We start from the raw sequence: 22,587 nt of genomic DNA on the forward strand, positions 1-22,587 counted from the left end.
GCGTCCCACCGAAGGGTGAGCGGCTTACGCCCTTTGGCGGTCTGCGAGGACGGGAATGCCGGTTCTAGCTTCGCGCTCGATCGACACCGGACCGGCGGGAAGCGTTGCACTCGTCCGCAACCAACCAGCAAACGCCATGCCCGTGTCGCGGAAGTCCTGGAGCGTTCATGGCCCGCTACGTGATGCGCGATCTGTGGAGCGAAGTGCGGCGCGAGGTGCGGCGATTGCCGGTCGACGCGTCCCGGTTCGGCGAGGACAGGGGGCGAATTCCTTGCAAGTCCCCTCGGCACGACACCGGCGAGCCCTCCCGCGACCGATTCTCCCCGCGCCCTCCCTCCGATCCGTCAGCGCAGCCGATGCTCGTCCTTGAGGCCATCGCGGACCCGATCCTTCTGCTGCGCAGGGACGGGACCCTCCTCCGCCGCAACCGCGCGGCCGCGGCCCGGCTGCCCGCGATCCTGCCGGGCGGGGGGTTGGCTCCGCCCGGCTCGGAAGAGGCGCGGCGGCTCGCCTCCTATCTCGCGCTCTGTGCCCGGTCGGCGCTTCCGGTGTCGGGCGTGCTGGACCTTCGCGTCGGATCGCGGCGGCTGCGCGTCCGCTGCTGGGCGGCCTGGATGGAGGACGTGCAGGGCGGCTGCATCCTCATGCACCTTCCCGGGAGCGATCCCGCGCCGGAGGAGGAGCCGGGCGTCGCGGCGCGGGCGGAGCCCGAGCGGGACCGGATCCTGACCTGCCTCCACCGCATCGGCCACGAGGAGCGCCTGCGCCTCGCCCGAGACCTTCACGACCAGAGCGGACAATTCATCGCGGCGCTGGCCATGGGGATCGGCGCGCTGGAAAAGCACGTCGCCTCGGCCGCCGGGCGCGAGCAGATCCAGCGCCTGCGGGCGCAGCTCGACGAGGTGTCGAAGGAACTCCACCGCATCGCCGTCGAGCTGCGTCCCACCGCGCTCGACGATTTCGGGCTCGGCGTCGCGCTGCGCCGCCTCGTCGCGGATTGGGGCGCGAGAAGCGGCGTCGCGACCGATTTCGGCTGCACGGGCCGGGAGCCCGACCTCGCCTCGGACGTGGAGATCACCCTCTACCGGCTGTGCCAGGAAGCGCTCACCAACATCGCCAAGCACGCGGCGGGCGTGACCACGGTGAGCGTGGCGCTGCAATACGAGGGCGAGGCGGTCTCGCTCATCGTCGAGGATGACGGCGTCGGCTGCCGGGAGGGCGACCTCTCGACCACCCGGCTCGTCGCGGACGGAAAGTTCGGCATCGTCGGAATGCGGGAGCGGGTGGGCCTGGTCGGGGGACAATTCGAGATCGAATCCTCCCCCGAAGCCGGCACCACCCTCGTTGCCCGCATCGGCACTCCAGGGAGGCGCATATGACGGATTTCGAGCCAAGCAGAATTCGGGTCGTCCTCGCCGACGATCACCCGATGTTCCTGTCGGGAGTGGCGAGCCTCATCGGCGAGACCGACGATATCGAGGTGGTCGCCACCGCGACGAGCGGAGCCCGCGCCCTGCAGGTCGTCGCCGAGGCCAAGCCGGATCTGGCCATCCTCGACATCGCGATGCCGGAGATGAACGGCATCACCCTGGCTTCGAAGCTCAGTGGCGAGCGGAACCCGGTGCCGACGATCATGCTCAGCGTCCACGAGGACCGGCTCTACGTGCAGCAGGCCCTCGCCGCGGGGGCGCGCGGCTACGTGCTCAAGCGCGCGACGAGCGACAACCTCCTCCTCGCGATCCGCTCGGTCCATGCCGGCGGCATCTACCTCGATCCGATGGTCGCGAGCCAGCATCTGGCGGCCGAGCGCATCGTGCCCGCCGCGCGCGACAACCTGCGCCGCATCCTCATGGCCTCGCTCTCTGTGCGCGAGGAGGAGATCATCCGCTTCGTCGCCCTCGGCTACACGAACAAGGAGATCGCGGCCAAGCTCGCGATCACCTCGAAGTCGATCGAGACCTACAAGGCCCGGGCCGCGGAGAAGCTCGACCTGCGCAGCCGGGCCAAGATCGTGCAGTACGCCGTGCTGCGGGGCTGGCTCCACAGCGTCGCCTGAGGCTCAGAAGCATCGTCCCGAAAGGTGGTCTCCGGCTTTCGGAAGAAGACGAGGCTCGGGAAGTCCGTTACGGCGCGCCGCGCTCGGCCCGCGTGCCGAGCGCGGCGCGCAGCTGGGGCAGGAAGTCCCACAGGTCGCGGTTGAGCCGCTTGAGCTGGCGGTTGGCCTCGACGATCTCCTGGACGCGGCCCTCGTCCATCTCGCGCAACTCGCCCAGCGTCAGCCGCCCGCCCGCCTCGTGCGGGCGCATCAGGTGGGTATGCGTGATCTCGCCCTGGGCGTTGAGCTTGTACATGCAGTGATTGAACTCGTTGCGCAGCCGGGTCGCCGCCTCGAACCGGCGCAGCAGCCGCTTGAGCGTGAGGGCCGCCGCCTCATCGCGAAGCTTCACCGTCGCGAGACGGCGCACGAGGTCGAGCCGGGCGCGGGTCGTGTTCAGGGTCGAGAAGATGATCGCTGCATCGACCTCCTCGACATCGAGGAGTACCATCAGCACATAGATGAACATGCTCTCGTTGTTGGACCAGTTCAGGCCGAGATTGCCGATCTGCATCAGGATGTGATGCTGGCGCTCGGCGAAGCCCGGGGCGGCCTTCTCGACGGCGCGGAAGTTCGGGGCGGGGGGAAGCCGTGAAGGCATGGCGCTGGCTCGGCCCGGGTCCGGATGCGGTCCAGGGAGGACGGGAATCACCCCCCGCCGGATCACCTCTGCGGCCGGCGGGGGCATCATAGCAGAACATCGCGGAGGGGAAGGCGGCGTCGAGGCCGCCCGTCAGGGTGTCCGCACCATGTTCAGCCACATCGCCGCCCTCTGCGACCTCTGGCGCGGCCGCCGTGCCCGCTCCGCCGTGATGGCCTCGCTGCAACCCTTCAACGCCTCGCTGCGGCAGGTGGGGGAGGAGAATCCGCAGAGCCTGAACGACCCCTACCTCATCGGTTTCCTGATCGCCTCCGTCTCGGGCCTCGCGCGGGACGCCTGCCCGAATATCGGGTCCGAGGGGATCGGCGCGGTGCAGCTCGACGTCTGCGGCGGGCTGACGGGCCTGCCGCGCGCGGTGCTGGCCGAGCGCGTCGTCTGCCTGAGCCTGGGCGAGGACGGCGCCTTCCTCCTCGGCTGCGCCGACGCGGCGGCGTTCCACGCGACGCTCAGCGCCGCGCGCGGGGAGGCCTGCGACATCGAGGAGCCGGGGCCCGCGGCACTGGAGGCGCAGGCACTCTGGGAGCGATTCGTGGAGCGCTGGACCGCGGGCGAGGCATCGCGGGACGCGCTGCGCTCCTGAAGCCTCATCCGAAAGGAGAGGCGCGGCCGGGACCCTGTCCTCCTCGCACCGCACACCGCCTTTCGGACGATCCCGTCACCGCGAACGCGGCGCGCGGCACTGTGGCATGCCCGCATCGGGGTTCGCCTTTCGGGGCGGTGGTTCGGTTTTTCCTGACACGCGGTTACGGTTTTTTAACCCTGACATCCCCGCCGCGGGGTGCGACGGTCCCCTCACCCCGACGCAACCGCCCCCGAAACGAGAGCGGCCCCGGGGATCTCAGACGGCAACGCTAACGGATCCCGCGTCGACGTAGATGATCGACGTCCCGTCCTGCTGCCTGCCGTCATCCACATGCAGGGAGACGTCATCATGAGCGAGTCCAACCGGAACGTGGCGCCCGCCGCCATCGCCCAGCTCGAGGCGCAGGGCCAGCTCCAGGGCCAGGCCGAGCTGCAGGGCCAGCTCCAGGGCCAGGCCGAACTCCAGGGCCAGCTCCAGGGCCAGGCGCAGGGCCAAGATCAGGGCCAGGACCAAGATCAGGACCAGGATCAGTCGCAGACCTCCATCAACGGCGCCGTGAACTACGCCAGCAACGAGGTCGACAGCTCCAGCACGAACGGCAATCTCAACGGCAACGGCAATCTCAACGGCAACGGCAACCTGAACGGCAATGCCAACCTGAACTTCAACGAGAACGCCATCGACAACGATCTCGACAACGGGGTCACCAACAGCGTCGACAACGACATCGACAACGACATCACCACGAGCGTGAACACCACTGTGGACGTCAGCGTCTCCGGCGACTTCGGCCCGCCCACCGAGACCTCCGTCCTGCACATGGACGACCTCGGCATCGAGACCCTCGACGGCAACTTCCTCAACCTGCCCGACCTGTCGACCCAGACGCTGAACGGCGACGGCAACATCTTCAACCTCGATCAGGTCAACAGCCTCGTCGATGCCGATGTGCTGAACGGTGCCAGCGTCAGCCTCAATGCCGGCGCCGGCGGCCGAGATTTCGGCCTCTTCACGGATGGTGGCGGGAGCGACCCGGGTGGCCCGAACTTCTCCTTCACGCAGAACGGCTCCGCCTACGGCGGCACGGCCAACAACACCTCCGAACTCGGCGAGTACGGCACTGCGACCGGCACCGCCAACGGCTCGGGCACGCTGACCCAGGAAGCCTTCACGCAGCACATCGTGATGGGCGCCAACATCCAGTACAACACGATGCCGATCAGCGTCGTGGGCGGCGACTCCATGTCGGACTCCGCGCCCGCCGAGTAATCTCAGCACCGTTCGACAGCACAGCCCGCGTCGCAGGACGCGGGCCGACCCATCTGGACGCTGTTCCGGGTAGAGCACCAAGAAGGCTTTCAAAGAGCCGCCCGCGAACACGCCGAAACCGAAATCCAGGAAACCCTCCCGCGCAACGACGAGCCATCGTCATGGGAGTGGATCGCGCCATGACGTGGCCGGGTCGGGGAACGCTGCCATGCTCGCAGGCGGAACGACGGATGTCTCGGACATCATCGCCCACTTCATCGGCCACCTTCGCCTGACCGACGGGGCGCCGCGGGTTCGCGACGGCTACGAGGATCCGGCGCAGCCCGCCAAGCTTCATCCCTGGCTCCCCCGGCCGCCCGTCGATCCCGATCCGGACCGGCCGCTCGACGAGTTTCCCAGCCGCCCCTTCCGGGTCGATCTCTCTCCCGGTCCGGAGGTCTTTCCCCGGCTTCCCGGCCTTCCCGGCCATCGCCCCCCTCCGGCGAGCCCGGACGACCCGCTCTCGCCCGGACCGCTTCCGGGCGGACGCCTGCTGCCGCCCGGCGGCGGCGGTGGCGGCGGCAGCAGCCGGGCGCACGGGGAAGCCGGCATCGACATCGACCCCGACCAGCAGCTCCTGCAGGTCCGCCAGATCAACCGCCTGGTGGACGACGACGTCCTGCTGATGCGCACGGATGTCGATCTCGCCCAGTTCCACGAGGTCGATATCGACGGCACGATCGCTGCGCTCAGCCGGATCGCCCAGTCGCGGCTGCCCGCGGACCTGACGCTTCACGACCCCACGACGGCCGAGGCCGTCGAACTCGTCCTGCGGCGCGACGGGGCGCAGGCTCCCGAAGGCGCGGAGGACGGCGGCCGGGACGTCGCGCACGCGGACCCGATGGGCACCTATGTCGACGGCGTGTTGCAGCCGCCGGGGACCGCCCTGCGGTTCGAGGTGCCGAAGGTGCCCTCCGTGGCCCCGGAGGCCCGGGACGGCCTAACCGATCCGGGGCTCGATGCGCGGACCGGCGGCAACCTCTCCCTGAACACTGCCACGATCCTGGACGATCACGGCCATGCCACCGCCCTGGCGGTGAAGGGGAACGCCTACACCACCGACGCCATCCTGCAGGTGAACGTGCTGATGAGCCGCGCCGAGGTCTCGGTCGCCGGCGAAATGCTCATGCGCAGCATCGTCACCAACGGCAACGAGGCGCACAACACCGCGCGCATCGCCGACCACGACACCTCGGGTCTCGTGAAGCACCTCACCTTCGGCAGCCTCGCGCAAGTCGATCTGATCGACGGCGACTTCTACGGCGTCAACGTCCTGCGCCAGGTCAACGTCCTGAGCGACAACGACGTGACGGTGCAGGGGAATATCGGCGCCTACTACGCCGTCCGCGCCGGCGAGAACCTGGAGAGCAACAGCTTCCGCCTCAGCGAGATCGGCGCCCGCTACGACCTCATCGTCGTGGACGGCAACTACCACAGCACCAACCTGATCCATCAGACCAACGTGCTGCTCAACGACGACGCGGTCCTGGCCTACACGGCGCGCCAGGACAACGGCTCGCAGTCGATCAGCACCGGCGACAACATCCTCGTGAACAAGGCCGCGATCGACCGCTACGGCAGCGATGGGTTCCACCCGCTGAGCGCGACGCTCGGCGACGCCCTCGATGAGATCCAAGACGGCATCCTTCCGCCGGAAATGGCGGCGACCTTTCCCTCGCACGGCCAGACGCTGAACATCCTGCACGTCACCGGAGACTTCTACGACATCAACGTCATCCAGCAGACGAACCTCGTCTCCGACGTCGACGGGATCGTCCAGCACGCGGCCTCCGCCGGGTCCGCCCCCACGGGGGCGGCCGAGCCGACCGCCTCGACCCAGACGGTCGAATCGGGCGGCAACCACCTCGTCAATCTCGCCGGCATCGCCAATGTGGGCACGGCCTCCGACCTCCAGTTCGTCGGGGGTCATCATTACGATACCGCCATCCTCCTTCAGGCGAACTTCGTCACGCAATCGACGCAGATTACGGTTGGCGACACGCACAATCTCGTGCCGGAGATCGTGGCGTTCACGGGGTTGGCCGAGAGCGTTCCGATCGAGTCTCCCGGCCCGAGCACGGTCACGGCCGACAGCCACATGCAGCAGGATCTCTTCCACGGGATGCTGTCGTAGGCGGCCTTCAGTATCGGAGCAGCCGAGATGACGAGTGCCCTCCTGGACGCACGGCCGGGCCGGACGAACGCGATCGACCCGTCCGGCCCGCCGCGGGGAAGTGGGGAACGGCGCCTCAGCACCGGTCTCAGGAGCCTCGACGCTCTCTACAAGGTTCTGGCCGGGCGCAACTATATCGGCCCCGCGACCGACCGCGCGCCCGAACCCGCGCCGGAGACGCCTGAGCCCGCCCCGGCCGCGGCGCAGCCCCCGGCGGCGCCCGCCGAAACGCTGCGGGTCGCGGAGGCCGGCCCCGCCCAGCCCGCCGCGCGCGCCGAGCCGGTCCCGGCCGAGCCGCCCCCGCCCGCGCGGGTCCGCCCCGTGGTCACCCCCGGGAAGGGACCGACGCCACCCTCCGGCGACGGCGGAGGAGGGGGCGGCGGAGGCGGCGGGGCACCGCTCCAGCGCCGCTTCGGCGATCGCGGCTTCCGCGAGACGCTGACCCGGGGACTGGCCGCCTGCCGGCGCAAGCTCATCGTGATCGCCATCTTTTCCTTCTGGGTGAACACGCTCGTGCTCGGCGTGCCGATCTACCTGTTCAACATCTCGGACCGGGTGCTGACCAGCCGCAGCTTCGACACCCTGGTCATGCTGACGGTGGTCATCGTCGGCGCGATCTTCGGCCACGTCGTGCTCGACATGGTCCGCCGCTTCATGCTGATGCGCGTCGCCGTCGAGGTCGAGAGCCGGCTCGGCCCCCCGGTGCTCGCCGCCGCCGCCAAGGCCTCGCAGGCAGGTTCGAACCGCGACTTCCAGACGGTCGCCGACCTCCAGCAATTGCGCAACTTCATCACCGGGCCGGTGCTGCTCGTCATGTTCGACGCCCCCGTGGCGCCGGTCTACGTGCTCGCGATCTTCCTGATCCATCCCGATCTCGGCTGGATCGTTTGCGCGACCGGCCTGGTGCTGCTCGCCCTCGCCTTCATCAACCAGCGGATCACCGCGGTGCCATTCGCCCAGGCCAGCGCCTATTCCACCCGGGCCAACATCCAGTCCGACGCCATGGCCCGCAACAGCCAGGTCATCAACGCCATGGGCATGATCCCCGAGAGCGTGATGATCTGGGGCCGCGACACGGGGGAATCGCTCAAGGCCCAGGTCACGGGGCAGGACCGCAACATCGTCATCGCCGGCCTGTCGAAGTTCGTGCGCCTCTCCACCCAGATCCTGATGCTGGGCTGGGGCGCCTCGCTCGCCCTCGACGGCAAGCTGACCGGCGGCATGATGATCGCCGCCTCGATCATCAGCGGCCGCGCTCTCGCCCCCATCGAGGGCGTGATCGACGGCTGGCGCAGCTACGTCCAGGCCCGCATGGCCTATGTTCGCGTCAAGGCGCTGCTCCAGAGTTCGCCGCTGAACCTGGAGCGGCTGCGCCTGCCGCGCCCGACCGGCCGGCTCAGCGTGGAGCGGGTGCTCTACGTGCCCCCGCCGAACAAGAAGGTCATTCTGAACGGCGTCAGCTTCACCCTCGATCCGGGCGAGTCGCTGGCCATCGTCGGCTCCTCGGGCACCGGCAAGTCGACGCTGGGGCGGATGCTGGTGGGCTCGATCATGCCGACCGCCGGCGCGGTGCGCCTCGACATGATGGACCTGCGCAACTGGGACCCGCGCCAGTTCGGCCAGAGCGTCGGCTACCTGCCGCAGGACGTGCAGCTCTTCCCGGCCTCGATCAAGGCCAACATCGCCCGGATGCAGGAGGATGCCTCCGACGCCGACGTCTACGACGCGGCCGAACTCGCCGACGTGCACGAACTCGTCTCGGGCTTCACCGCCGGCTACGAGACCGTAGTCGGCATGGACGGCAGCCCGCTTTCGGGCGGCCAGCGCCAGCGCATCGGGCTGGCCCGCGCCTTCTTCGGCGACCCGCGCCTCGTCGTGCTCGACGAGCCGAACTCCAACCTCGACACGTTGGGCGAGATTGCCCTGGGGCGGGCGCTCGCCCGGGCCAAGCAGCGCGGAACGACGGTGGTCGCGATCACCCAGCGGCCCGCACTCCTGCGCAGCGTCGACAAGATCATGATCCTCAAGGACGGCGCGGTCCAGGCGATCGGGCCGCGCGACGACATGATCCCGCTGATCGTCGGCAAGGGCGCCGCCCCGACCACGGTCTGATCCACGAGGCCCCGGGGCATCGTCCCCGAAGGCGGGCGCCGGATTTCGGGAAAAGACGATGCAGGACAGGGCTCTGGAGCCCGGCCCGCCCGCCGGGCCGACGGGAAACGAGAACGGAGGCCGGCGCCGGGCGAAGCACCCGGACGACCGCCCCGAATGCCGGGAGGATGCCATGAGTCGCTCGCTGACGCGTCGGGACGACGGGCCGGACGTGCCCGCCCCGGGGGGGCGGTCCGCTCCCGATTGGTCGATCGGTGCGCCGCACGACACGCGGTTCCTTACCGTCTTCGGCTTCGCCTTCCTCGCCCTGCTGATCGGCGGCTTCGGCGTCTGGGCGGGCTCGGCCCCGATCGCCGGCGCCATCGTGGCCTCGGGCAGCTTCGTGACGACCGGGCAGAACAAGACCCTCCAGCATCTGGAGGGCGGGGTGATCCGCGAGATCCGGGTGCGCGAGGGCGATCAGGTTGAGCCCGGCCAGATCCTGCTGCGCCTCGACGAGACCGCGCCGCGGGCCGAGCTCCGCCGCCTCCTCGTCCGGCACGACCGGCTCGGCGCCGTGGAGGCGCGGCTGCGGGCCGAGATCGCGCAGGATTCGAGCATCACCTTCCCGCCCGCCCTGTTGGAGCGCGCGAGCGACCCGGACGTCGCCAGCACCCTCGCGCAGCAGAGGCTCACCTTCCAGGCCCGGCGCAAGAACCTGGAGAGCGACCTCGCCGTCCTGCGCGACGGCATCTCCGCCCTCGAACAGAAGATCAAGGGCACGCAGGTCCAGCGCGAAGCCGTCCTGCGCCAGATCAAGTTCTTCGAGCAGGAACTGGAGGGCAAGAACTACCTCCTCTCGGGCGGCCTCGTGCGCCGCACGGAGGTGCTGGCGGTCCAGCGGGCGCATGCCAACGCGCAGGGGGAGATCGGGCGGCTCGACGGCGATATCGGTGACGCCCGCGAGCGCATCTCGCGCATCCGCGAGCAGATCCAGGGGGCGATCAACGCGACCATCAAGGCGGCCGTCGAGCAGCTGCACGAGACGCTGGGGGAGAAGGCCGACGTGCGCGAGCGCATCGCCGCCGCCCAAGGCGTCCTCGACCGCGTCGCCGTCACCGCCCCCGTGCGGGGCGTCGTGGTGAAGCTGCGCTACCACACGCCCGGCGGCGTGGTGGAATCGGGCAAGAGCATCCTTGAGATCGTGCCCTCGCAGGGCGACCTCGTGATCGAGGCGCGCATCCGTCCGCAGGACATCGACCACGTCAAGCGCGGCCAGAGCGCGGGCGTGCGGCTCACCGCCCTGTCGCAGCGGCTCACCCCCATGGTGGCCGGCGAGGTGGTCTACGTCTCGGCCGATTCGCTCCCCGAGGATCGCAGGGGCCAAGTGTCCAACGGCGACTTCTACATCGCCCGCATCCGCCTCGACGCCAACGAGGCCGCGGCACTTCGGACCTTCTCGCCGACCCCCGGCATGCCGGCGGAAGTCTACATCAAGACGACGGAGCGAACGTTCTTCGAATACATCGTCAAGCCGATCCGCGACAGCATGACGAGGTCCTTCCGCGAGCTCTGATCGCCGTCGGGGAAAGTCGGGTGTTACCGGCCGTGCCCGGCCGGGAGCCTGCGGGCCGATCACGACACGGAAGAGCGAACCGGCCGAAGCGAGCGCTCCCCGCGGGACGGTCGCTTCGTTGCCGCCTTTCGGAGGTTTGCCGGAAGCGCCGCGTTCCGGGCGAGGCCGGACCCGCCTACGCGGGTAGGACGACGACCTTCGTCTTCACCGGCGTGCGCGCGTAGAGGTGGATCATGTCCTGGCTCAGCAGGCCGACGCAGCCGCTCGTGATGCCGGTTCCGATCGATCCGGGATCGCTGCTGGCGTAGATCGTGTAGAGCGTATAGGCGCCGTTCCGGTAGAGGTGTAGGGTGCGGGCGCCGAGCGGGTTGTCGAGGCCGCCCGGCATCCCGCGGGCGTATTGGGCCGCCTCGGGCTGGCGCCGGATCATCTCCTTGGGCGGCGTCCAAGTCGCCCATTCGGACTTTCGGCCGACATAGGCGTTACCGCTCCAGAGGAACCCGTCGCGGCCGACATTGGCGCCGTAACGGGTGGCGGTCCCGTCGCCCTCGACGCGGTAGACGTAGAAGTTTCGGGGATCGACGACGATCGTGCCGGCCGTCTCCTTGGATTCGTAGCGAACGATCCGGCGATGGTACTTCGGATCGACCTTGCGGATATCGAACGCGGGAATCGGGAATTTCTCGTCCGGCATCGGCCCGTAGAGCCTTGCCGCCTCGGCGAGGCTCGTGCTCTCGGATGTCACGCAGCCGCCCAGCCCGATCGCGCCGAGGCCGGCGGCCGAACCGGTCAGAAAGGACCGGCGGCTGAGCGGCCGCGCCCGCTGTGCGGACGACGCGATCCCGTGACTCCCGCCGGCATCGGCGTCCTCAGCATCCACGATCATGATTTCGGACTTCCCACTGTCCCGCGGCCCGATCACGGGCCGCACCGGTCGACACCCGGCGCGTATACTGCCAAGCTGAAACTGACGAGACTTGGCTCGACCGGCAAGCCCGGCTTTCGCCCCGCCGCGCTTGCCGGTTACCATGAGCGGGCGTTCCCCCGGTGAAGGCGGATCTCCGGGGCGGGCGCTGTCGACCGCCTGGCCCTCGTCCCGGGCCGCCGGATCGTCGGCAAATCAGCCCGCCACCGGAGCCGTCGCGATGCCGGCAAATGCCGCCATCGCCTCGTCGGGCAGCGTCAGGCTGGCCGCGCCCAGGTTTTCGGAAGATGCGCGAGCGAGGAGATGCCGGGACCCAATCCGAAAAGGCACGCGGAACCGCCTCGCGAGCCCTCATACGGTTTCGGGCTGATCGCTTCGATCACTTCCTTCGTCATTGCGCGGCGAAGCCGTGGCAATGCAGGGCTCCGCACGCTTCGGACAGGTCGCGCCCTGGCTCGCTTCGGCTCCGCCTCGCGATGACGGAGCGGGGCAAGGGCCGAGGCGATTAACCGGAAACGAGATCAGTCCTGGGGCGGACCGACGGTGTCGGCCGCAAAGGCCTGCCGCGAGCCGAGCGGCTTCGGTCTTCCCGTGGTGCTGTCGCGGGCCGTTTGACGCTCCATCTCGGCGTTCAGTTCCGCTCCGAGCAGCGCGATGACGACGGACAGCCAGATCCAGGTCATGAAGCCGACACCGGCTCCGAGCGATCCGTAGACACGATTGTAGCTGTCGAAGCTGGCAACGTACCAGGAGAACAGCACGGAGGCGCAGACCCAGGAGAGAGCGCGGCGACGCTCCCCCAACTGACCCAGCGCCACTTCGCCTACCTCCGGCTCGGACCATAGCGGTAGGCCAGCGACAGGCTCAGGCTGACGAGCAAGAGCAGGGCTGGCCAGCGCAGGACGCGAAGCGCGGTATCGGTAAGATCGCCGAGGCCGATGCCGCTCAGGACGAGTGGTAGAACAACGACCGTGCCGGTCGCCGCGAGAACGAAGACGATGCCGGTCAGGGTGAACAGGAAGGTGGTTGCGTAGACCGAGGACCTCGACCGGCGCCCGTCCCTTGCGCATGAGGATGGAGGCCGAGCCCCCGTAGGGCTCGCAGTAGAGGTCGTGGGCCGGGCAGTGCTCCAGCACCCAGGGGGCGAGCCGCCACTTGCTCCCCAGCCAGCGGACCATCGGGCGGCGGGGCGCGGCCGCCGGGCGGAGGGCGATCACCTCGGCGCTCACAGGCTGAGCTCCGGGGCGCCGTCGAAAAGCCGCCCGGCCAGGTCCGCCGGCAGTTGCCGCCGGTGCGTCCGCAGGACCCGGAGGGCGTGGCTCGCCTGCGAGACCGTGAGCTCGGGCAGCGTGTCCAGGACGTGGCCCATGACCGTGGTCGCCCGGCCCCACCCCTCCGCGTTGCGGTCCTGCGACCAGTCCGTGTCGAGCCTCGACATGAACGCGACCCCCTCGCGGGCCGCTGCGCGCACCGACGAATCGCTCGCGCGCGCCACCTCCGGCTCGTGGGGCACGGTGGCCGCTTCGAGGGCGCGCCGGACGGTGACGGTGGCCTTCCTCGTGAGCTCGTTGAGCCGCTTGGCGGCGTAGAGTTCGAGGCTCTCGCCGCGGGCCAGGTAGGCCTCCTCCCGCTCGACGTTGGCCCGCAACGTCCAAGCCCACCGCTGCGTCCGAAGGCTCTCCTCCGCCGCGGCGCGCCAGGCGTCGATGGTCGGGGCGTGGCGCCGCCTGAGCTCCGCCGCCGCGGCGAGCCGGTGGCGTTCCCGGATGGCATCGAGCTCCTCGGGCGTCGGGTGCGGGCGGAGGAGGAACTCAGAGACGTAGTCGGGGTCGTAGGCGGTCACAGCGGGTTCCCCCAGTTAGCTGATCCGCGAATGACTCTACTCGCGTCGCTAACGTATTTATATAGTACTAGTGCGCTGCATGGTGACATAATTTCAACAATTCTTTCATCAGCACCCTGTCGAGGAAATCGTGCTTGAAATGGTGGCCCGCTGTTGAGGGCGTGCTTAGCTATCTCGTGTTATCTACCGCTTTGCGTCTGCTTTGCATCACCTTCGCGAGTGCGCTTGATTTATTGCGTTTATCCCGGACAATCGTTCGCAGGTCAGCTAACGCGTGGATTCGCCAGATGCAGTTGTCGCTGTTCGATTGGAGGCCGCCGCCGCCTGCGCCGCCCCGCGCGGCCCGGCCGGCGCGCCGGGACGAGGCGGAGCGGTCCATGGCGGCCGCCCTGCACATCACCCCGGACCCGAGGAAGGTCTACGCGCTGGCGTGCAGCCACAGCTTCGACGCCGACGCGGAGCGGTACGGCTGGCTCACCCGGGAGTCCCTCGGCCGCCTCATCAGCCAGGGCCGCGCGCTCACCGTCGGGACCCGCTCAGATCGCGTCCGCCGCAGCCTCACGCCCGCGGACTAGCAGCGGGTCGTGGACGCTGTCCTGGAGCTCGAGGGGATCCTGTACGCGGCAGAGGCGTGCGGCGTCCCCGAGGGCATGGTGCGGACCATCCTCCGCGAACGCGGCGTCGACTATCCGCGCGCCTCCGGCCGCCGCCAGGACGCCGCGGCCGCGCGGCAGCGCCTCGCCGCCTTCATGGCCCGGAGGGCGGCATGACCGACCTGACCTACGACGACGTGAGGGCCAGGCTGTCGGCCGCCATTCGCGAGTCGGGCTCGCAGAAGGCGTTCGCGCACAAGGCCGGGGTCTCGGCCGGCTTCCTCAGCGACGTCATCCGCGGCCGCTGGGATCCCGGCGAGCGCGTCCTCAACGCCCTCGACCTCCGCCGGGTCTAGCGATTCGTTTCGCTCCGGAGGCCGGCATGACCGCCGCCGAGGCCAGGACGCGGGGCGCCAGGCTCGCCGTGGCGCTCGACGAGGCGGATCCCGACGCGATCCGCTCGCTCCTCCGGGACCTCACGCCCCGGCAGGCTCTCCGCGTCGTCCGGGCGGCCGCCGCCGCCCAGGACGGGCGCCTTCGCATCGGGTGACAGGGGGATCCCATGGCACGCTACAGCCGCCGCGACCGGCCCGACTACAGCCACCTGCGCGACCGCACGCCGGAGCAGGTGTTCGCCGAGACCTAAGCCAAGGGCGCCCCGGGCGAGCATTTCGGCTACTACCCGGAGCGCGTCAACCGGGAGCTCCTGCGCCTGTTCGACGAGCGCGAGACGCTCGGGCAGGACGAGGCGGCCGCCGTCTATGGCGCCCTGTTCGCCAAGCCCGCGCACACGCCCGAGTACACGGCCAACCGCGCCGCCAGCCTCCTGGCGTGGGGCATCCGCCTCGGCATCCTGACCGAGGCCGAGGAGGGCGGCCGCCTCGCCTGGCGCCTCCGCGGACGGGAGCTCATGTGGGAGAGGGACAGGCGCGGCCGCGCCCGCCAAATCCGGGGCCTGCCCGACGCCGCTCAGGCCGCCATGAACCGGCGGCGGGAGACGCAAGCGAAGGCGGCCGCCACCCGGCAGCGCGCCGCGGCGGCGGCCAACGCGCCCCGCATCGAGCGCGCCGTCGACAGCCTCATCATCATCCGCGGGGACTACGTCGCCCCCGAGCATCCCATGTGGCGCGAGGCCCTGCCGAACGCGTTGCTGCCGTGCCCGCTCGTGGAGCTCCGCCCGATGCTCCTGGACGCGCACCACGCCATGGATCCGCACCGGCAGCGGCAGTGGCTCCACGCCCTGGAGACGATGTGCCTCGTCCTTCGCTACTGCGGGTCCGTCGACCGGGGCACGCCGCCCGGGGAGCGCGGCATCCCCCTGCCTCTCGACCGCCCGCCGGCGCCCGCCCACGTCCCGGACCTCGCGCCCATGGACCCGGACGACGACGCCGCGCTGGAGGGCCTGTGATGTCGCCCGCATTCCCGGACGACTGGTCCGGCGCCGTGGAGAGGACGTACTGCCTCCCGAACTGCGTCGTCGCCGTGACCGTCTCGCCCGCCGCCGACGCGGTCACCGTGCGGCTGCACGACCGGACGACGTACGTCCTCCGTGCGGCCGACCTCCCGCCCCTGGCGGCGGGCGGCGACGCGAGGGAGGCTCTCGCTGAGGCCATCTACCGGACGTGCCTCGACCGCCAGCGCATCCCCGTGAGCCGCCGATGAAGACCTCCGCCCCCCGCCTTTTCAACGCCGTGTTCCCGCAGGCCATCGCGGTCGCGGCCGGCGTCGCCACGGTCATCGAGGACGACCGCGCGGCGGCGTGGCTCGCCCGGCGCCTGCCCCAGGCCATGCGCCCCGACGGCGAGCCCCTGGCCATGACGCCGTGGCCGCTGTCCGAGGAGCTCGGCGGCCTCGGGACCGCGCCGCGCCTCCCGGCGGTCGAGGGGCGCGCCTGGCTCGACGACGCCCAGGAGTGGGCCGAGCGGTCCGCCCGCGCGCTCCTCGCCGCGTCCCGAGCGGGGGATTCCGTCATCCACCAGGGCCTCACCCTGCCGAGGCATTTCGGGAACGTGCGCGACTGGCTTGCCGCCCTCCCGGAGACGGACCCGCGCATGCTGGACAAGCTGCCCCGGGTCACGTGGGACCAGGCCGTCGAGCACGCCCGCGCCTACCACGAGCGTCTCAAGCGGTCCCGCCTGCGCATCGCCGGCGACGAGGGCACCGCGGATCCCGTCCCCTCGGTCGGCGGGCATCGGTGGCTGCACATCGTCACCCCGGAGGCCCTGGACGCCGAGAGCGCCGCGATGGGGCATTGCGTCGGCGACGGCGGCTACGACCACCTGACGTGGGAGCGAGGCCGGGATGGCCTCCCGGAGCGTCGCCGGCGCGCGCGCGACGCGGCCGCCGGCATCTGGTCCCTGCGCGACCGCGACGGCCGCTCGATCCTGACGGCCGAGGTTCACTCCGCCGGGTACGTCGCCCAGATCCAGAGGCGGTTCAACGAGAGCCCCCAGCCGGAGGACACGCCGCACGTCCTCGTCCTCCTCGACCACCTGCGCGCGGCCATGCCCGACCTCGACGACCCGGACTGGATCGTCCGGGACGAGCGCGACGGCAGCCTCCACCACTTTCACTGCATGCCGGACGGCATCCACCTCAAGGGCACCCTCCTTCACCTAGCCCCATGCCAGTGGGCACGCCTCCCGACCGCCATGCGCGTCGAGGGCCGCGTCATCCTGTGGGGGCGGGTGAAGGGATCCTCGACCTCGACATCGGCCTCCACGTCGTCGGCCGGCTGCGAGTCCGCGAGGGCCTCCGGCTGACGGGCGAGCTCGTCGTCGAGGGCGACCTCGACCTCCGGGCGGCGGACGTGAAGGAGGCCCCGGAGGGCGCCCGCGTCACCGGCAGGGTCCTCACCGAGCGGGAGGCCGGCGGCCTCGATGACCTGTATTCCATCCAGCCGGGACAGATCCTGTTCCAGGCTGCGGGCGGCCGGCTGATCGAGGCCTACGACGCGTGCGCCGCGGAGATCGCGGTCCACTTCCGCGATGTGCGGGTGACACGCCGCCAGCGGTACCGGACCGAGAGCCGGGTCGAGGACGTCATCCGCCGTGAGGGCTCGGTCACTGTCGAGATCAGGCGGACCCCGGAGCCCGCCGTCCCGCGCCACCTCCAGGGCGCGCCCCACTACCGGCAGATCGAGCACCGGGGCGGGCGGCGGCCGCTAGCGGCAGGGTCTCCGGGAACAGGCGGGCGCGCTCCGCCTAGTAGGCGACGAGGACGGCCTGGCACCAGACCTCCATGCCCTCCGCCTTGAGGGTCATCCGCTGCCCCTTGGCGTAGTGGAGCCTGGTGACGTGCTCGACCCGCTCGCGCTCGTCCTCGGACCGGGCCGCCTTGTGGGCCAGGATCGCGGACGCGGCGCCGCCGAGGCGCCGCTCGTCGAGGAACGTCGCGATGGCGCGCCGGACGTCGTGGGGCACGAACGGGGCAATTCCGTACCGCTCCAGGAGCTCTTCGCGCGGCTTGCCCGCCGTCGAGCCCCGCTTCCGCCGGGTGACCGGCTTCGACTTGGCCGGGTCCTTGGCCCGCCCCTCCAGGCGATAGAGGAGCTGGTTCAGGGCCGATTGCCCGACCGGCCCGTCGCCCCGGATGGACGGTAACAGGTACGGCGACGGCGCCTCGCCCGGGACCTCGGCCGCCTTCCGGTAGCGCTCGATGACCGCCCAGGCCTCCGATGGGATCGGCAACGAATGGGGGCGGCCGCCCGACTTGCCGCCCTTCATCTCGGGGCTGGTCCAGTTGACCGCCATCCACCCCGCGTGCTCGTTACAGGGATAGACGCGGACCCTCTTCGTCGCCGTCAGGGGGGCGGTGCGCTGCCCGGTCAGGACCAGGGCCCACAGAGCGCCGAGCGTCCCGTCGCCGGTGGCGTGCTCGGTCGCGCCGAGGGTCCGGTGGTGCTCGGCCACGAGGAGCGGGCGGGCGAGGTCCGTCACCGTCGGGACGTGGTCCCGGACGCCGGGCGTGTATTCGATGCTCCAGCGGGCCCACCACTCGTACTGGCAGTCGGCCAAGCCCGAGACGCCGGCGTGGTAGCGCCACGCCCAGGACAGGGCCTCCTTGCCTTGCTGGACGGACCGGTGCCCAGCCGACACGGTGTTCGCCTTCACGATGCTGTTCCGGCAGACCTCCAGGTCGGTGATCGTGAGGCTGGAGACCGGCCGATCCTCGATGGCGTTGAAGCCGGGGTGGCGCAGGTACGTGGCGTACTGCTCGCGGTAGCCGGCCTTGAGCTTCTTCGACTTGGTGGCGAGGAACTCCTCGACCAGGTCGCGTCACAGCCAGGGCCCGCGCAGGCGCCGGTCCGCGTCGGACAGCGGGGCGGGGGAATCCTGCGCCTCGATGACGCCGGCCATCCAAGCGATGTCGTCGGGCGTGCCGGTGGCGACCTCGGCCTCGTATGTCGCGAGGCCAGCCCGGGCGTTCTCGCCCCGCTTGGCTTGGAGCCGGGCCTGGTCCGCCTGGTCACGGGCGGCGTCGAGGTCGAGCACGTCGACGGAGGCGATGCGGAGGGTGGTGGTCCGGAGCTTGAGGTACCATGTCGCGGAGGTCCGCTGGACCCGGAGGACGAGGCCCTGGCACCTGTCGTCGGCCCAGTCGATGCCGCGCCCCTCCACCTTCCCGGAGGCGACGAGGGCCTTGGCCTTGCGGACGTGGTCGGCCGTCAGCCGGACCCTCTCGCGGACGTACGCTGACTTCATCCCCTGTGCCCTCCGGCGTGATACCACGGCGATACCACGGAGCAGGGAACCGGACGGGTCGCCGATGTCGAGCGGCCAGGGACCGGAAATTGCAGTGTCCGCCTAGGGATTTGGCGTCCAAGGTTACCGCCGGGTGACGATTTTCCGGCGGGCCGGGAGGGCGGGAAATCAGCCTTCCAAGCTGAATACGAGGGTTCGATTCCCTTCACCCGCTCCGCTCCTCTCCATCGTTCGGCCTCACGGGCAGATCTGAGAAGGCGGCTTCGAGCGAAGCGCGATCTTCGGCATCAGATGACCGACGTGCGAAGCGGATCGTAGGTGGCGCGGTAGCTGCGCGGGCCGACGACCGGAAGCAGCAGGTTTCTCGCCCAGTCCGGCCAGCGCGCCGTGTGCGACAGGCGATCCGTCATCCGCTGGACATGCTCGACGCGGGGACGGCGCAGGCGCTCGTACTCGCCTCCGACACCGGTCCAGTCGTTTTGCTCCGCCAGCAGGCGAGCCAGCACCAGCGCGTCCTCCAGCGCGAGTGCCGCGCCCTGGGCCCAGACCGGCGCGGTCGCGTGGGCTGCGTCTCCGAGCAGGACGACACGGTCGCGTGCCCAGGCCGCGATGCGAACCTCTTCCAGCGGCGAGTGGTAGATCGCACCCGGCCGCGAGAGAGCCGCATCGAGCGTGTCGCGCACGAGACCGGGAAAGGCCGCGAAGGCGGAGCGGATCGCCGCCGGGTCGGTGCTGTCGCCATGCTCTGTGGTCGCCGAAACCCAGCCATAGGCCTCGTCGCGATCGACCGGGATCAGCAGGAAGAGGGCTCCGGCTCCGGCCCAGAGGGTCCAGGCTTCGATGCCGGGATTGGGGGTCATGAAGCGCCAGCTCTGCCTGGCCAGCATCGCGGCGCCGAGAGTCCGATCGCCGAACAGGTCGCGGCGAACCGTCGAGTGCACGCCGTCCGCGCCGACCAGCAGGCCGCCCGATTCGGTCGTGCCGTCCTCTCGCTCGACCCGAGCCCCCTGTGGGCCCAGCTGAATACCGGCGATCCCGGCTCCCTGCCGAATGTCGTCGTCCGGCAGGTCGCGCTGCAGGAGGCGCAGCAGGTCGGCCCGGCGCAGGCAATGGGATACCGTCTCGCCGCCCCAGAAGGCTTCCTCGTCAACCGCGAAGAGGAGACGCCCGCGCGCGGTGCGGTACTCGCGGCGGCGCACCGGCGAACCGGTCTCGCGCAGCCCGTCGAGCAGGCCGAGCCGGCTCAGCGCCTGCACCGCGTTGCCGGGCAGGTTGATCGCGAGCCCCGCCTCCGCCTGCACCCCGCGCCGCTCCAGCGTGAGCGAGGGAATCCCCCGCCGATGTAGGGCCCGCCTGAGGGCGAGCCCGGCGATGCCGCCGCCCGCAATGAGCACCCGGCCGGCCTGTTGCGTGTCCATGCGGCTGCGCGCCCTTCCCACCCATGCGCCGGGTGGGCCTTAAGGGCCTTTCCCGGTTTCGGGAGCCCGATTGACGCCGGATCGCGCTTCGCCGCAAGCCCGTTCGTGTCTCGGCGGCGGGGGGTCCGCTCAGTCCGCTCAGTGCGGTGCGCCGCTCTCCCGGCGGGTCTCGTAGGGCCACTTCCAGCCCTGGATCTCGGGCATGTCCTCCCCGTGCTCGCGGATGTGAAGCTTGTGCGCGGTCAGGCGGTCGCGAAAATCCTGCTTGGCCCGCGCCGCCCGCGTGACCAGTCCCGGCACCCGGTCGATCGCCTCGATGGCGAGGTGGAAGCGGTCGAGTTCGTTCAGCACCACCATGTCGAAGGGCGTCGTCGTGGTGCCCTCCTCGATGAAGCCGCGCACATGCATGTTCGCGTGGTTGGCACGGGCGTAGGTGAGGCGGTGAATGAGGTAAGGGTAGCCGTGATAGGCGAAGATCACCGGCTTATCGCGGGTGAACAGGCTGTCGAACTCGGCGTCCGAGAGCCCATGCGGATGGTCCCTGTCCGATTGCAGCGTCATCAGGTCGACCACGTTGACGACGCGGATGCGCAGGCCGGGCACGGACTGCTTCAGCAGATCGACGGCGGCGAGGGTTTCGAGCGTCGGCACGTCGCCGGCGCAGGCCATCACGACGTCGGGTTCGAGGCCGCTGTCGTCGGTGCCGGCCCAGTGCCAGATGCCGATGCCGGCCTCGCAATGCAGCCCGGCCGCGTGCGCGTCGAGCCATTGCGGCTGCGGCTGCTTACCGGCCACGATCACGTTGATGCGGTCGTAGGTCTTCAGGCAGTGGTCGGCGACCCAGAGCAGGGTGTTGGCGTCCGGTGGCAGGTAGACCCGCACGATGTCCGACTTCTTGTTGGCGACGAGGTCGATGAAGCCGGGATCCTGGTGACTGAAGCCGTTGTGGTCCTGCCGCCAGACATGGGAGGTCAGCAGGTAGTTGAGCGACGAGATCGGCCGCCGCCAGCCGAGTTCGCGCGACACCTTCAGCCACTTGGCGTGCTGGTTGAACATCGAATCGACGATGTGGATGAACGCCTCGTAGCAGGAGAAGAAGCCGTGGCGGCCGGTGAGCAGGTAGCCTTCGAGCCAGCCCTGGCAGAGATGCTCGCTCAAGACCTCCATGACGCGGCCCTCGTGGGCGAGGCTGACGTCGTAGGGCTCGATATTCTCGATCCAGACCCGGTCGGTCGCCTCGAACACGGCGTCGAGCCGGTTCGAGGCAGTCTCGTCCGGGCCCATGATGCGGAAATTGCGCGCCTCGGCATTGAGGCGGACCACGTCGCGCAGGTAGTGCCCGAGCGTGCGGGTCGCCTCGCCGACAGCCGCGCCGGGGTGCGGCACGGCCAGCGCCAAATCCTGCCAGCGCGGGAGCCGCAACTCACGGCGCAAGAGACCGCCATTGGCGTGCGGGTTGGCGCTCATGCGGCTTTTGCCCTCGGGCGCCAGCGCCGCGAGTTCGGGGCGCAGGCGCCCGGTCTCGTCGAACAGGGTTTCGGGCGCGTAGCTCCGCATCCAGTCTTCGAGGATCTTTCGGTGCCCGTCATCGGTGCGGGCATTGCCGACCGGTACCTGATGGGCGCGCCAGAAGCCCTCGACCCGCTTGCCGTCCACGGTCTTCGGCCCGGTCCAGCCCTTGGGGCTGCGCAGCACGATCATCGGCCAGCGCGGGCGGCGAAAGCCCATGCCGCCGCCCCGCGCCTCGGCCTGGATGTCCCGGATGCGGCTCACGGACCGGTCGAGCGTCTCGGCCATGGCCCGGTGCATCGGCTCGGGCTGGTCACCCTCGACGAAGAACGGCTCATAGCCGTAGCCGGTGAACAGCGCCTCCAGCTCGTCATCGCGCATCCGGCCGAGCACGGTCGGGTTGGCGATCTTGTAGCCGTTGAGATGCAGGATCGGCAGCACCGCGCCGTCGGTGACAGGGCTCAGGAACTTGTTCGAGTGCCACGAGGCGGCGAGCGGCCCGGTCTCGGCCTCGCCGTCGCCGACGACGCAGGCGGCGATCAGGTCGGGATTGTCGAACACGGCGCCGAAGGCATGGACGAGGGCGTAGCCGAGTTCGCCGCCCTCGTGGATCGAGCCCGGCGTTTCGGGGGCGACGTGGCTCGGGATACCGCCGGGAAACGAGAACTGCCGGAACAGCTTCCGCATGCCCTCCGCGTCCTGCGAAACGTTCGGATAAACCTCGCTGTAGGTGCCCTCCAGATAGGTGTTGGCGACGATGCCGGGCCCGCCATGGCCGGGGCCGCAGATGTAGATCGCGTCGAGGTCGCGGGCTTTGATCACCCGGTTGAGGTGGACGTAGATGAAGTTGAGGCCCGGCGTGGTGCCCCAGTGGCCGAGGAGCCGCGCCTTGATGTGCTCCGGCTTCAAGGGCTCGCGCAGCAGCGGATTGTCGAGCAGGTAGATCTGACCGACGGAGAGGTAGTTCGCCGCCTGCCAGTAGCGGTCGATCAGGGCGAGTTCCTCGGCCTCCAGCGTCGGGGCCGGTCGGTGCGCGGTCTGGGGCTCGGTCACGGGGCTTCTCCTGGCTGGCGGGCGCATCCGGGTGACCGGAGCACGGCTTAGAGCAT

22 protein-coding genes, 1 tRNA gene and 1 pseudogene are annotated in these 22,587 nt (G+C 70.2%); 16 read left to right on the plus strand and 8 right to left on the minus strand.

Annotated elements, in window-relative coordinates:
• Positions 1–167 precede the first annotated feature (167 nt).
• A complete protein-coding gene (locus tag MFF24_RS06595; RefSeq protein ID WP_238223375.1) occupies positions 168–1,379 on the plus strand; it encodes a sensor histidine kinase in 1,212 nt (403 codons plus the stop codon).
• Positions 1,376–2,056: a response regulator transcription factor gene (locus tag MFF24_RS06600; RefSeq protein ID WP_238223377.1), complete on the plus strand. Its 681-nt coding sequence runs from the start codon at positions 1,376–1,378 to the stop codon at positions 2,054–2,056. The genes MFF24_RS06595 and MFF24_RS06600 overlap by 4 nt, the downstream gene beginning before the upstream one ends.
• A 67-nt stretch (positions 2,057–2,123) precedes the next feature.
• Here the strand turns inward: MFF24_RS06600 and MFF24_RS06605 are convergent, their stop codons facing one another.
• Positions 2,124–2,696, minus strand: coding sequence for a hypothetical protein (locus tag MFF24_RS06605; protein ID WP_108938604.1), 573 nt, complete (start codon positions 2,694–2,696; stop codon positions 2,124–2,126).
• A gap of 148 nt (positions 2,697–2,844) precedes the next feature.
• Here MFF24_RS06605 and MFF24_RS06610 point away from each other — a divergent pair, with 148 nt between their 5' ends.
• The 5 genes from MFF24_RS06610 to MFF24_RS06630 all read left to right on the plus strand — a co-directional run bounded on the left by MFF24_RS06610 (position 2,845) and on the right by MFF24_RS06630 (position 10,487).
• The gene (locus tag MFF24_RS06610; RefSeq protein ID WP_238223378.1) at positions 2,845–3,336 is read left to right on the plus strand and encodes a hypothetical protein; all 492 of its coding nucleotides are present in this window, start codon (positions 2,845–2,847) and stop codon (positions 3,334–3,336) included.
• Between the two features lie 351 nt (positions 3,337–3,687).
• On the plus strand, positions 3,688–4,608 hold the full coding sequence (locus MFF24_RS06615; RefSeq protein ID WP_238223384.1) for a hypothetical protein: 921 nt from the start codon (positions 3,688–3,690) through the stop codon (positions 4,606–4,608).
• 208 nt (positions 4,609–4,816) lie between these two features.
• The gene (locus MFF24_RS06620) at positions 4,817–6,781 is read left to right on the plus strand and encodes a hypothetical protein (protein WP_238223386.1); all 1,965 of its coding nucleotides are present in this window, start codon (positions 4,817–4,819) and stop codon (positions 6,779–6,781) included.
• 27 nt (positions 6,782–6,808) lie between these two features.
• Positions 6,809–8,932 (plus strand): type I secretion system permease/ATPase, encoded by a 2,124-nt coding sequence (locus MFF24_RS06625; protein ID WP_238223387.1) that lies wholly within the window; start codon positions 6,809–6,811, stop codon positions 8,930–8,932.
• 172 nt (positions 8,933–9,104) lie between these two features.
• On the plus strand, positions 9,105–10,487 hold the full coding sequence (locus MFF24_RS06630) for an HlyD family type I secretion periplasmic adaptor subunit (RefSeq protein WP_238223389.1): 1,383 nt from the start codon (positions 9,105–9,107) through the stop codon (positions 10,485–10,487).
• 175 nt (positions 10,488–10,662) lie between these two features.
• On the opposite strand, the gene MFF24_RS06635 is transcribed toward MFF24_RS06630, so the two are convergent.
• The 3 genes and pseudogenes from MFF24_RS06635 to MFF24_RS06645 all read right to left on the minus strand — a co-directional run bounded on the left by MFF24_RS06635 (position 10,663) and on the right by MFF24_RS06645 (position 13,255).
• Complete coding sequence (locus MFF24_RS06635; protein WP_238223391.1) at positions 10,663–11,373, minus strand: L,D-transpeptidase; 711 nt, start codon at positions 11,371–11,373, stop codon at positions 10,663–10,665.
• Between the two features lie 560 nt (positions 11,374–11,933).
• Positions 11,934–12,445, minus strand: a pseudogene (locus tag MFF24_RS06640) (YihY/virulence factor BrkB family protein); the annotation flags it as partial.
• A 192-nt stretch (positions 12,446–12,637) separates the two neighbouring features.
• Positions 12,638–13,255: a hypothetical protein gene (locus tag MFF24_RS06645; RefSeq protein WP_238223393.1), complete on the minus strand. Its 618-nt coding sequence runs from the start codon at positions 13,253–13,255 to the stop codon at positions 12,638–12,640.
• Positions 13,256–13,632: 377 nt separating this feature from the next.
• Between MFF24_RS06645 and MFF24_RS06650 the strand changes: the two genes are divergently transcribed.
• The 8 genes from MFF24_RS06650 (at position 13,633) to MFF24_RS06685 (ending at position 17,104) form a co-directional block, all read left to right on the plus strand.
• Positions 13,633–13,830 carry a hypothetical protein gene (locus MFF24_RS06650; RefSeq protein ID WP_238223395.1) on the plus strand — a complete coding sequence of 66 codons (198 nt, stop codon included), beginning with the start codon at positions 13,633–13,635 and terminating at the stop codon, positions 13,828–13,830.
• A 9-nt stretch (positions 13,831–13,839) separates the two neighbouring features.
• Positions 13,840–14,025, plus strand: coding sequence for a hypothetical protein (locus MFF24_RS06655; protein WP_238223397.1), 186 nt, complete (start codon positions 13,840–13,842; stop codon positions 14,023–14,025).
• Positions 14,022–14,204: a helix-turn-helix domain-containing protein gene (locus MFF24_RS06660; RefSeq protein WP_238223399.1), complete on the plus strand. Its 183-nt coding sequence runs from the start codon at positions 14,022–14,024 to the stop codon at positions 14,202–14,204. Before MFF24_RS06655 ends, MFF24_RS06660 begins: the two co-directional genes overlap by 4 nt.
• A 26-nt stretch (positions 14,205–14,230) precedes the next feature.
• Positions 14,231–14,398: a hypothetical protein gene (locus tag MFF24_RS06665; RefSeq protein WP_238223400.1), complete on the plus strand. Its 168-nt coding sequence runs from the start codon at positions 14,231–14,233 to the stop codon at positions 14,396–14,398.
• Between the two features lie 360 nt (positions 14,399–14,758).
• Positions 14,759–15,256, plus strand: coding sequence for a hypothetical protein (locus MFF24_RS06670; protein ID WP_238223402.1), 498 nt, complete (start codon positions 14,759–14,761; stop codon positions 15,254–15,256).
• Positions 15,256–15,510, plus strand: a complete 255-nt coding sequence (locus MFF24_RS06675) for a hypothetical protein (protein ID WP_238223404.1) — start codon at positions 15,256–15,258, stop codon at positions 15,508–15,510. Before MFF24_RS06670 ends, MFF24_RS06675 begins: the two co-directional genes overlap by 1 nt.
• Positions 15,507–16,610, plus strand: a complete 1,104-nt coding sequence (locus MFF24_RS28810; protein ID WP_283214480.1) for a hypothetical protein — start codon at positions 15,507–15,509, stop codon at positions 16,608–16,610. Before MFF24_RS06675 ends, MFF24_RS28810 begins: the two co-directional genes overlap by 4 nt.
• On the plus strand, positions 16,526–17,104 hold the full coding sequence (locus MFF24_RS06685) for a hypothetical protein (RefSeq protein WP_238223759.1): 579 nt from the start codon (positions 16,526–16,528) through the stop codon (positions 17,102–17,104). Before MFF24_RS28810 ends, MFF24_RS06685 begins: the two co-directional genes overlap by 85 nt.
• Here MFF24_RS06685 and MFF24_RS06690 read toward each other — a convergent pair.
• Together MFF24_RS06690 and MFF24_RS06695 are read right to left on the minus strand one after the other, a co-directional pair.
• Positions 17,052–17,960: a site-specific integrase gene (locus MFF24_RS06690; protein ID WP_238223406.1), complete on the minus strand. Its 909-nt coding sequence runs from the start codon at positions 17,958–17,960 to the stop codon at positions 17,052–17,054. The genes MFF24_RS06685 and MFF24_RS06690 overlap by 53 nt on opposite strands.
• Before the next feature lie 165 nt (positions 17,961–18,125).
• The gene (locus MFF24_RS06695; protein ID WP_238223408.1) at positions 18,126–18,551 is read right to left on the minus strand and encodes an integrase arm-type DNA-binding domain-containing protein; all 426 of its coding nucleotides are present in this window, start codon (positions 18,549–18,551) and stop codon (positions 18,126–18,128) included.
• 147 nt (positions 18,552–18,698) lie between these two features.
• On the opposite strand from MFF24_RS06695, the gene MFF24_RS06700 reads away from it, so the two are divergent.
• A tRNA-Ser gene (locus MFF24_RS06700) sits at positions 18,699–18,765 on the plus strand.
• A 73-nt stretch (positions 18,766–18,838) separates the two neighbouring features.
• Here MFF24_RS06700 and MFF24_RS06705 read toward each other — a convergent pair.
• Together MFF24_RS06705 and MFF24_RS06710 are read right to left on the minus strand one after the other, a co-directional pair.
• On the minus strand, positions 18,839–19,969 hold the full coding sequence (locus MFF24_RS06705; RefSeq protein WP_238223409.1) for an FAD-dependent monooxygenase: 1,131 nt from the start codon (positions 19,967–19,969) through the stop codon (positions 18,839–18,841).
• Between the two features lie 138 nt (positions 19,970–20,107).
• Entirely contained in the window at positions 20,108–22,531 is a 2,424-nt protein-coding gene (locus MFF24_RS06710) for a phosphoketolase family protein (protein WP_238223411.1), read from the minus strand.
• Positions 22,532–22,587 lie beyond the last annotated feature (56 nt).

The sequence above is a fragment of the Methylorubrum aminovorans genome (genome assembly GCF_022179725.1).
GTDB lineage: Bacteria > Pseudomonadota > Alphaproteobacteria > Rhizobiales > Beijerinckiaceae > Methylobacterium > Methylobacterium aminovorans.

What these genes read in the sequence shown, in the direction of transcription:
- MFF24_RS06595 (WP_238223375.1), top strand. Translation starts at nt 168, where the DNA reads ATGGCCCGCTACGTGATGCGCGATCTGTGGAGCGAAGTGCGGCGCGAG.
- MFF24_RS06600 (WP_238223377.1), top strand. Translation starts at nt 1,376, where the DNA reads ATGACGGATTTCGAGCCAAGCAGAATTCGGGTCGTCCTCGCCGACGAT.
- MFF24_RS06605 (WP_108938604.1), bottom strand. Translation starts at nt 2,696, where the DNA reads ATGCCTTCACGGCTTCCCCCCGCCCCGAACTTCCGCGCCGTCGAGAAG.
- MFF24_RS06610 (WP_238223378.1), top strand. Translation starts at nt 2,845, where the DNA reads ATGTTCAGCCACATCGCCGCCCTCTGCGACCTCTGGCGCGGCCGCCGT.
- MFF24_RS06615 (WP_238223384.1), top strand. Translation starts at nt 3,688, where the DNA reads ATGAGCGAGTCCAACCGGAACGTGGCGCCCGCCGCCATCGCCCAGCTC.
- MFF24_RS06620 (WP_238223386.1), top strand. Translation starts at nt 4,817, where the DNA reads ATGCTCGCAGGCGGAACGACGGATGTCTCGGACATCATCGCCCACTTC.
- MFF24_RS06625 (WP_238223387.1), top strand. Translation starts at nt 6,809, where the DNA reads ATGACGAGTGCCCTCCTGGACGCACGGCCGGGCCGGACGAACGCGATC.
- MFF24_RS06630 (WP_238223389.1), top strand. Translation starts at nt 9,105, where the DNA reads ATGAGTCGCTCGCTGACGCGTCGGGACGACGGGCCGGACGTGCCCGCC.
- MFF24_RS06635 (WP_238223391.1), bottom strand. Translation starts at nt 11,373, where the DNA reads ATGATCGTGGATGCTGAGGACGCCGATGCCGGCGGGAGTCACGGGATC.
- MFF24_RS06650 (WP_238223395.1), top strand. Translation starts at nt 13,633, where the DNA reads ATGGCGGCCGCCCTGCACATCACCCCGGACCCGAGGAAGGTCTACGCG.
- MFF24_RS06660 (WP_238223399.1), top strand. Translation starts at nt 14,022, where the DNA reads ATGACCGACCTGACCTACGACGACGTGAGGGCCAGGCTGTCGGCCGCC.
- MFF24_RS06665 (WP_238223400.1), top strand. Translation starts at nt 14,231, where the DNA reads ATGACCGCCGCCGAGGCCAGGACGCGGGGCGCCAGGCTCGCCGTGGCG.
- MFF24_RS06670 (WP_238223402.1), top strand. Translation starts at nt 14,759, where the DNA reads ATGTGGGAGAGGGACAGGCGCGGCCGCGCCCGCCAAATCCGGGGCCTG.
- MFF24_RS06675 (WP_238223404.1), top strand. Translation starts at nt 15,256, where the DNA reads ATGTCGCCCGCATTCCCGGACGACTGGTCCGGCGCCGTGGAGAGGACG.
- MFF24_RS28810 (WP_283214480.1), top strand. Translation starts at nt 15,507, where the DNA reads ATGAAGACCTCCGCCCCCCGCCTTTTCAACGCCGTGTTCCCGCAGGCC.
- MFF24_RS06695 (WP_238223408.1), bottom strand. Translation starts at nt 18,551, where the DNA reads ATGAAGTCAGCGTACGTCCGCGAGAGGGTCCGGCTGACGGCCGACCAC.
- MFF24_RS06705 (WP_238223409.1), bottom strand. Translation starts at nt 19,969, where the DNA reads ATGGACACGCAACAGGCCGGCCGGGTGCTCATTGCGGGCGGCGGCATC.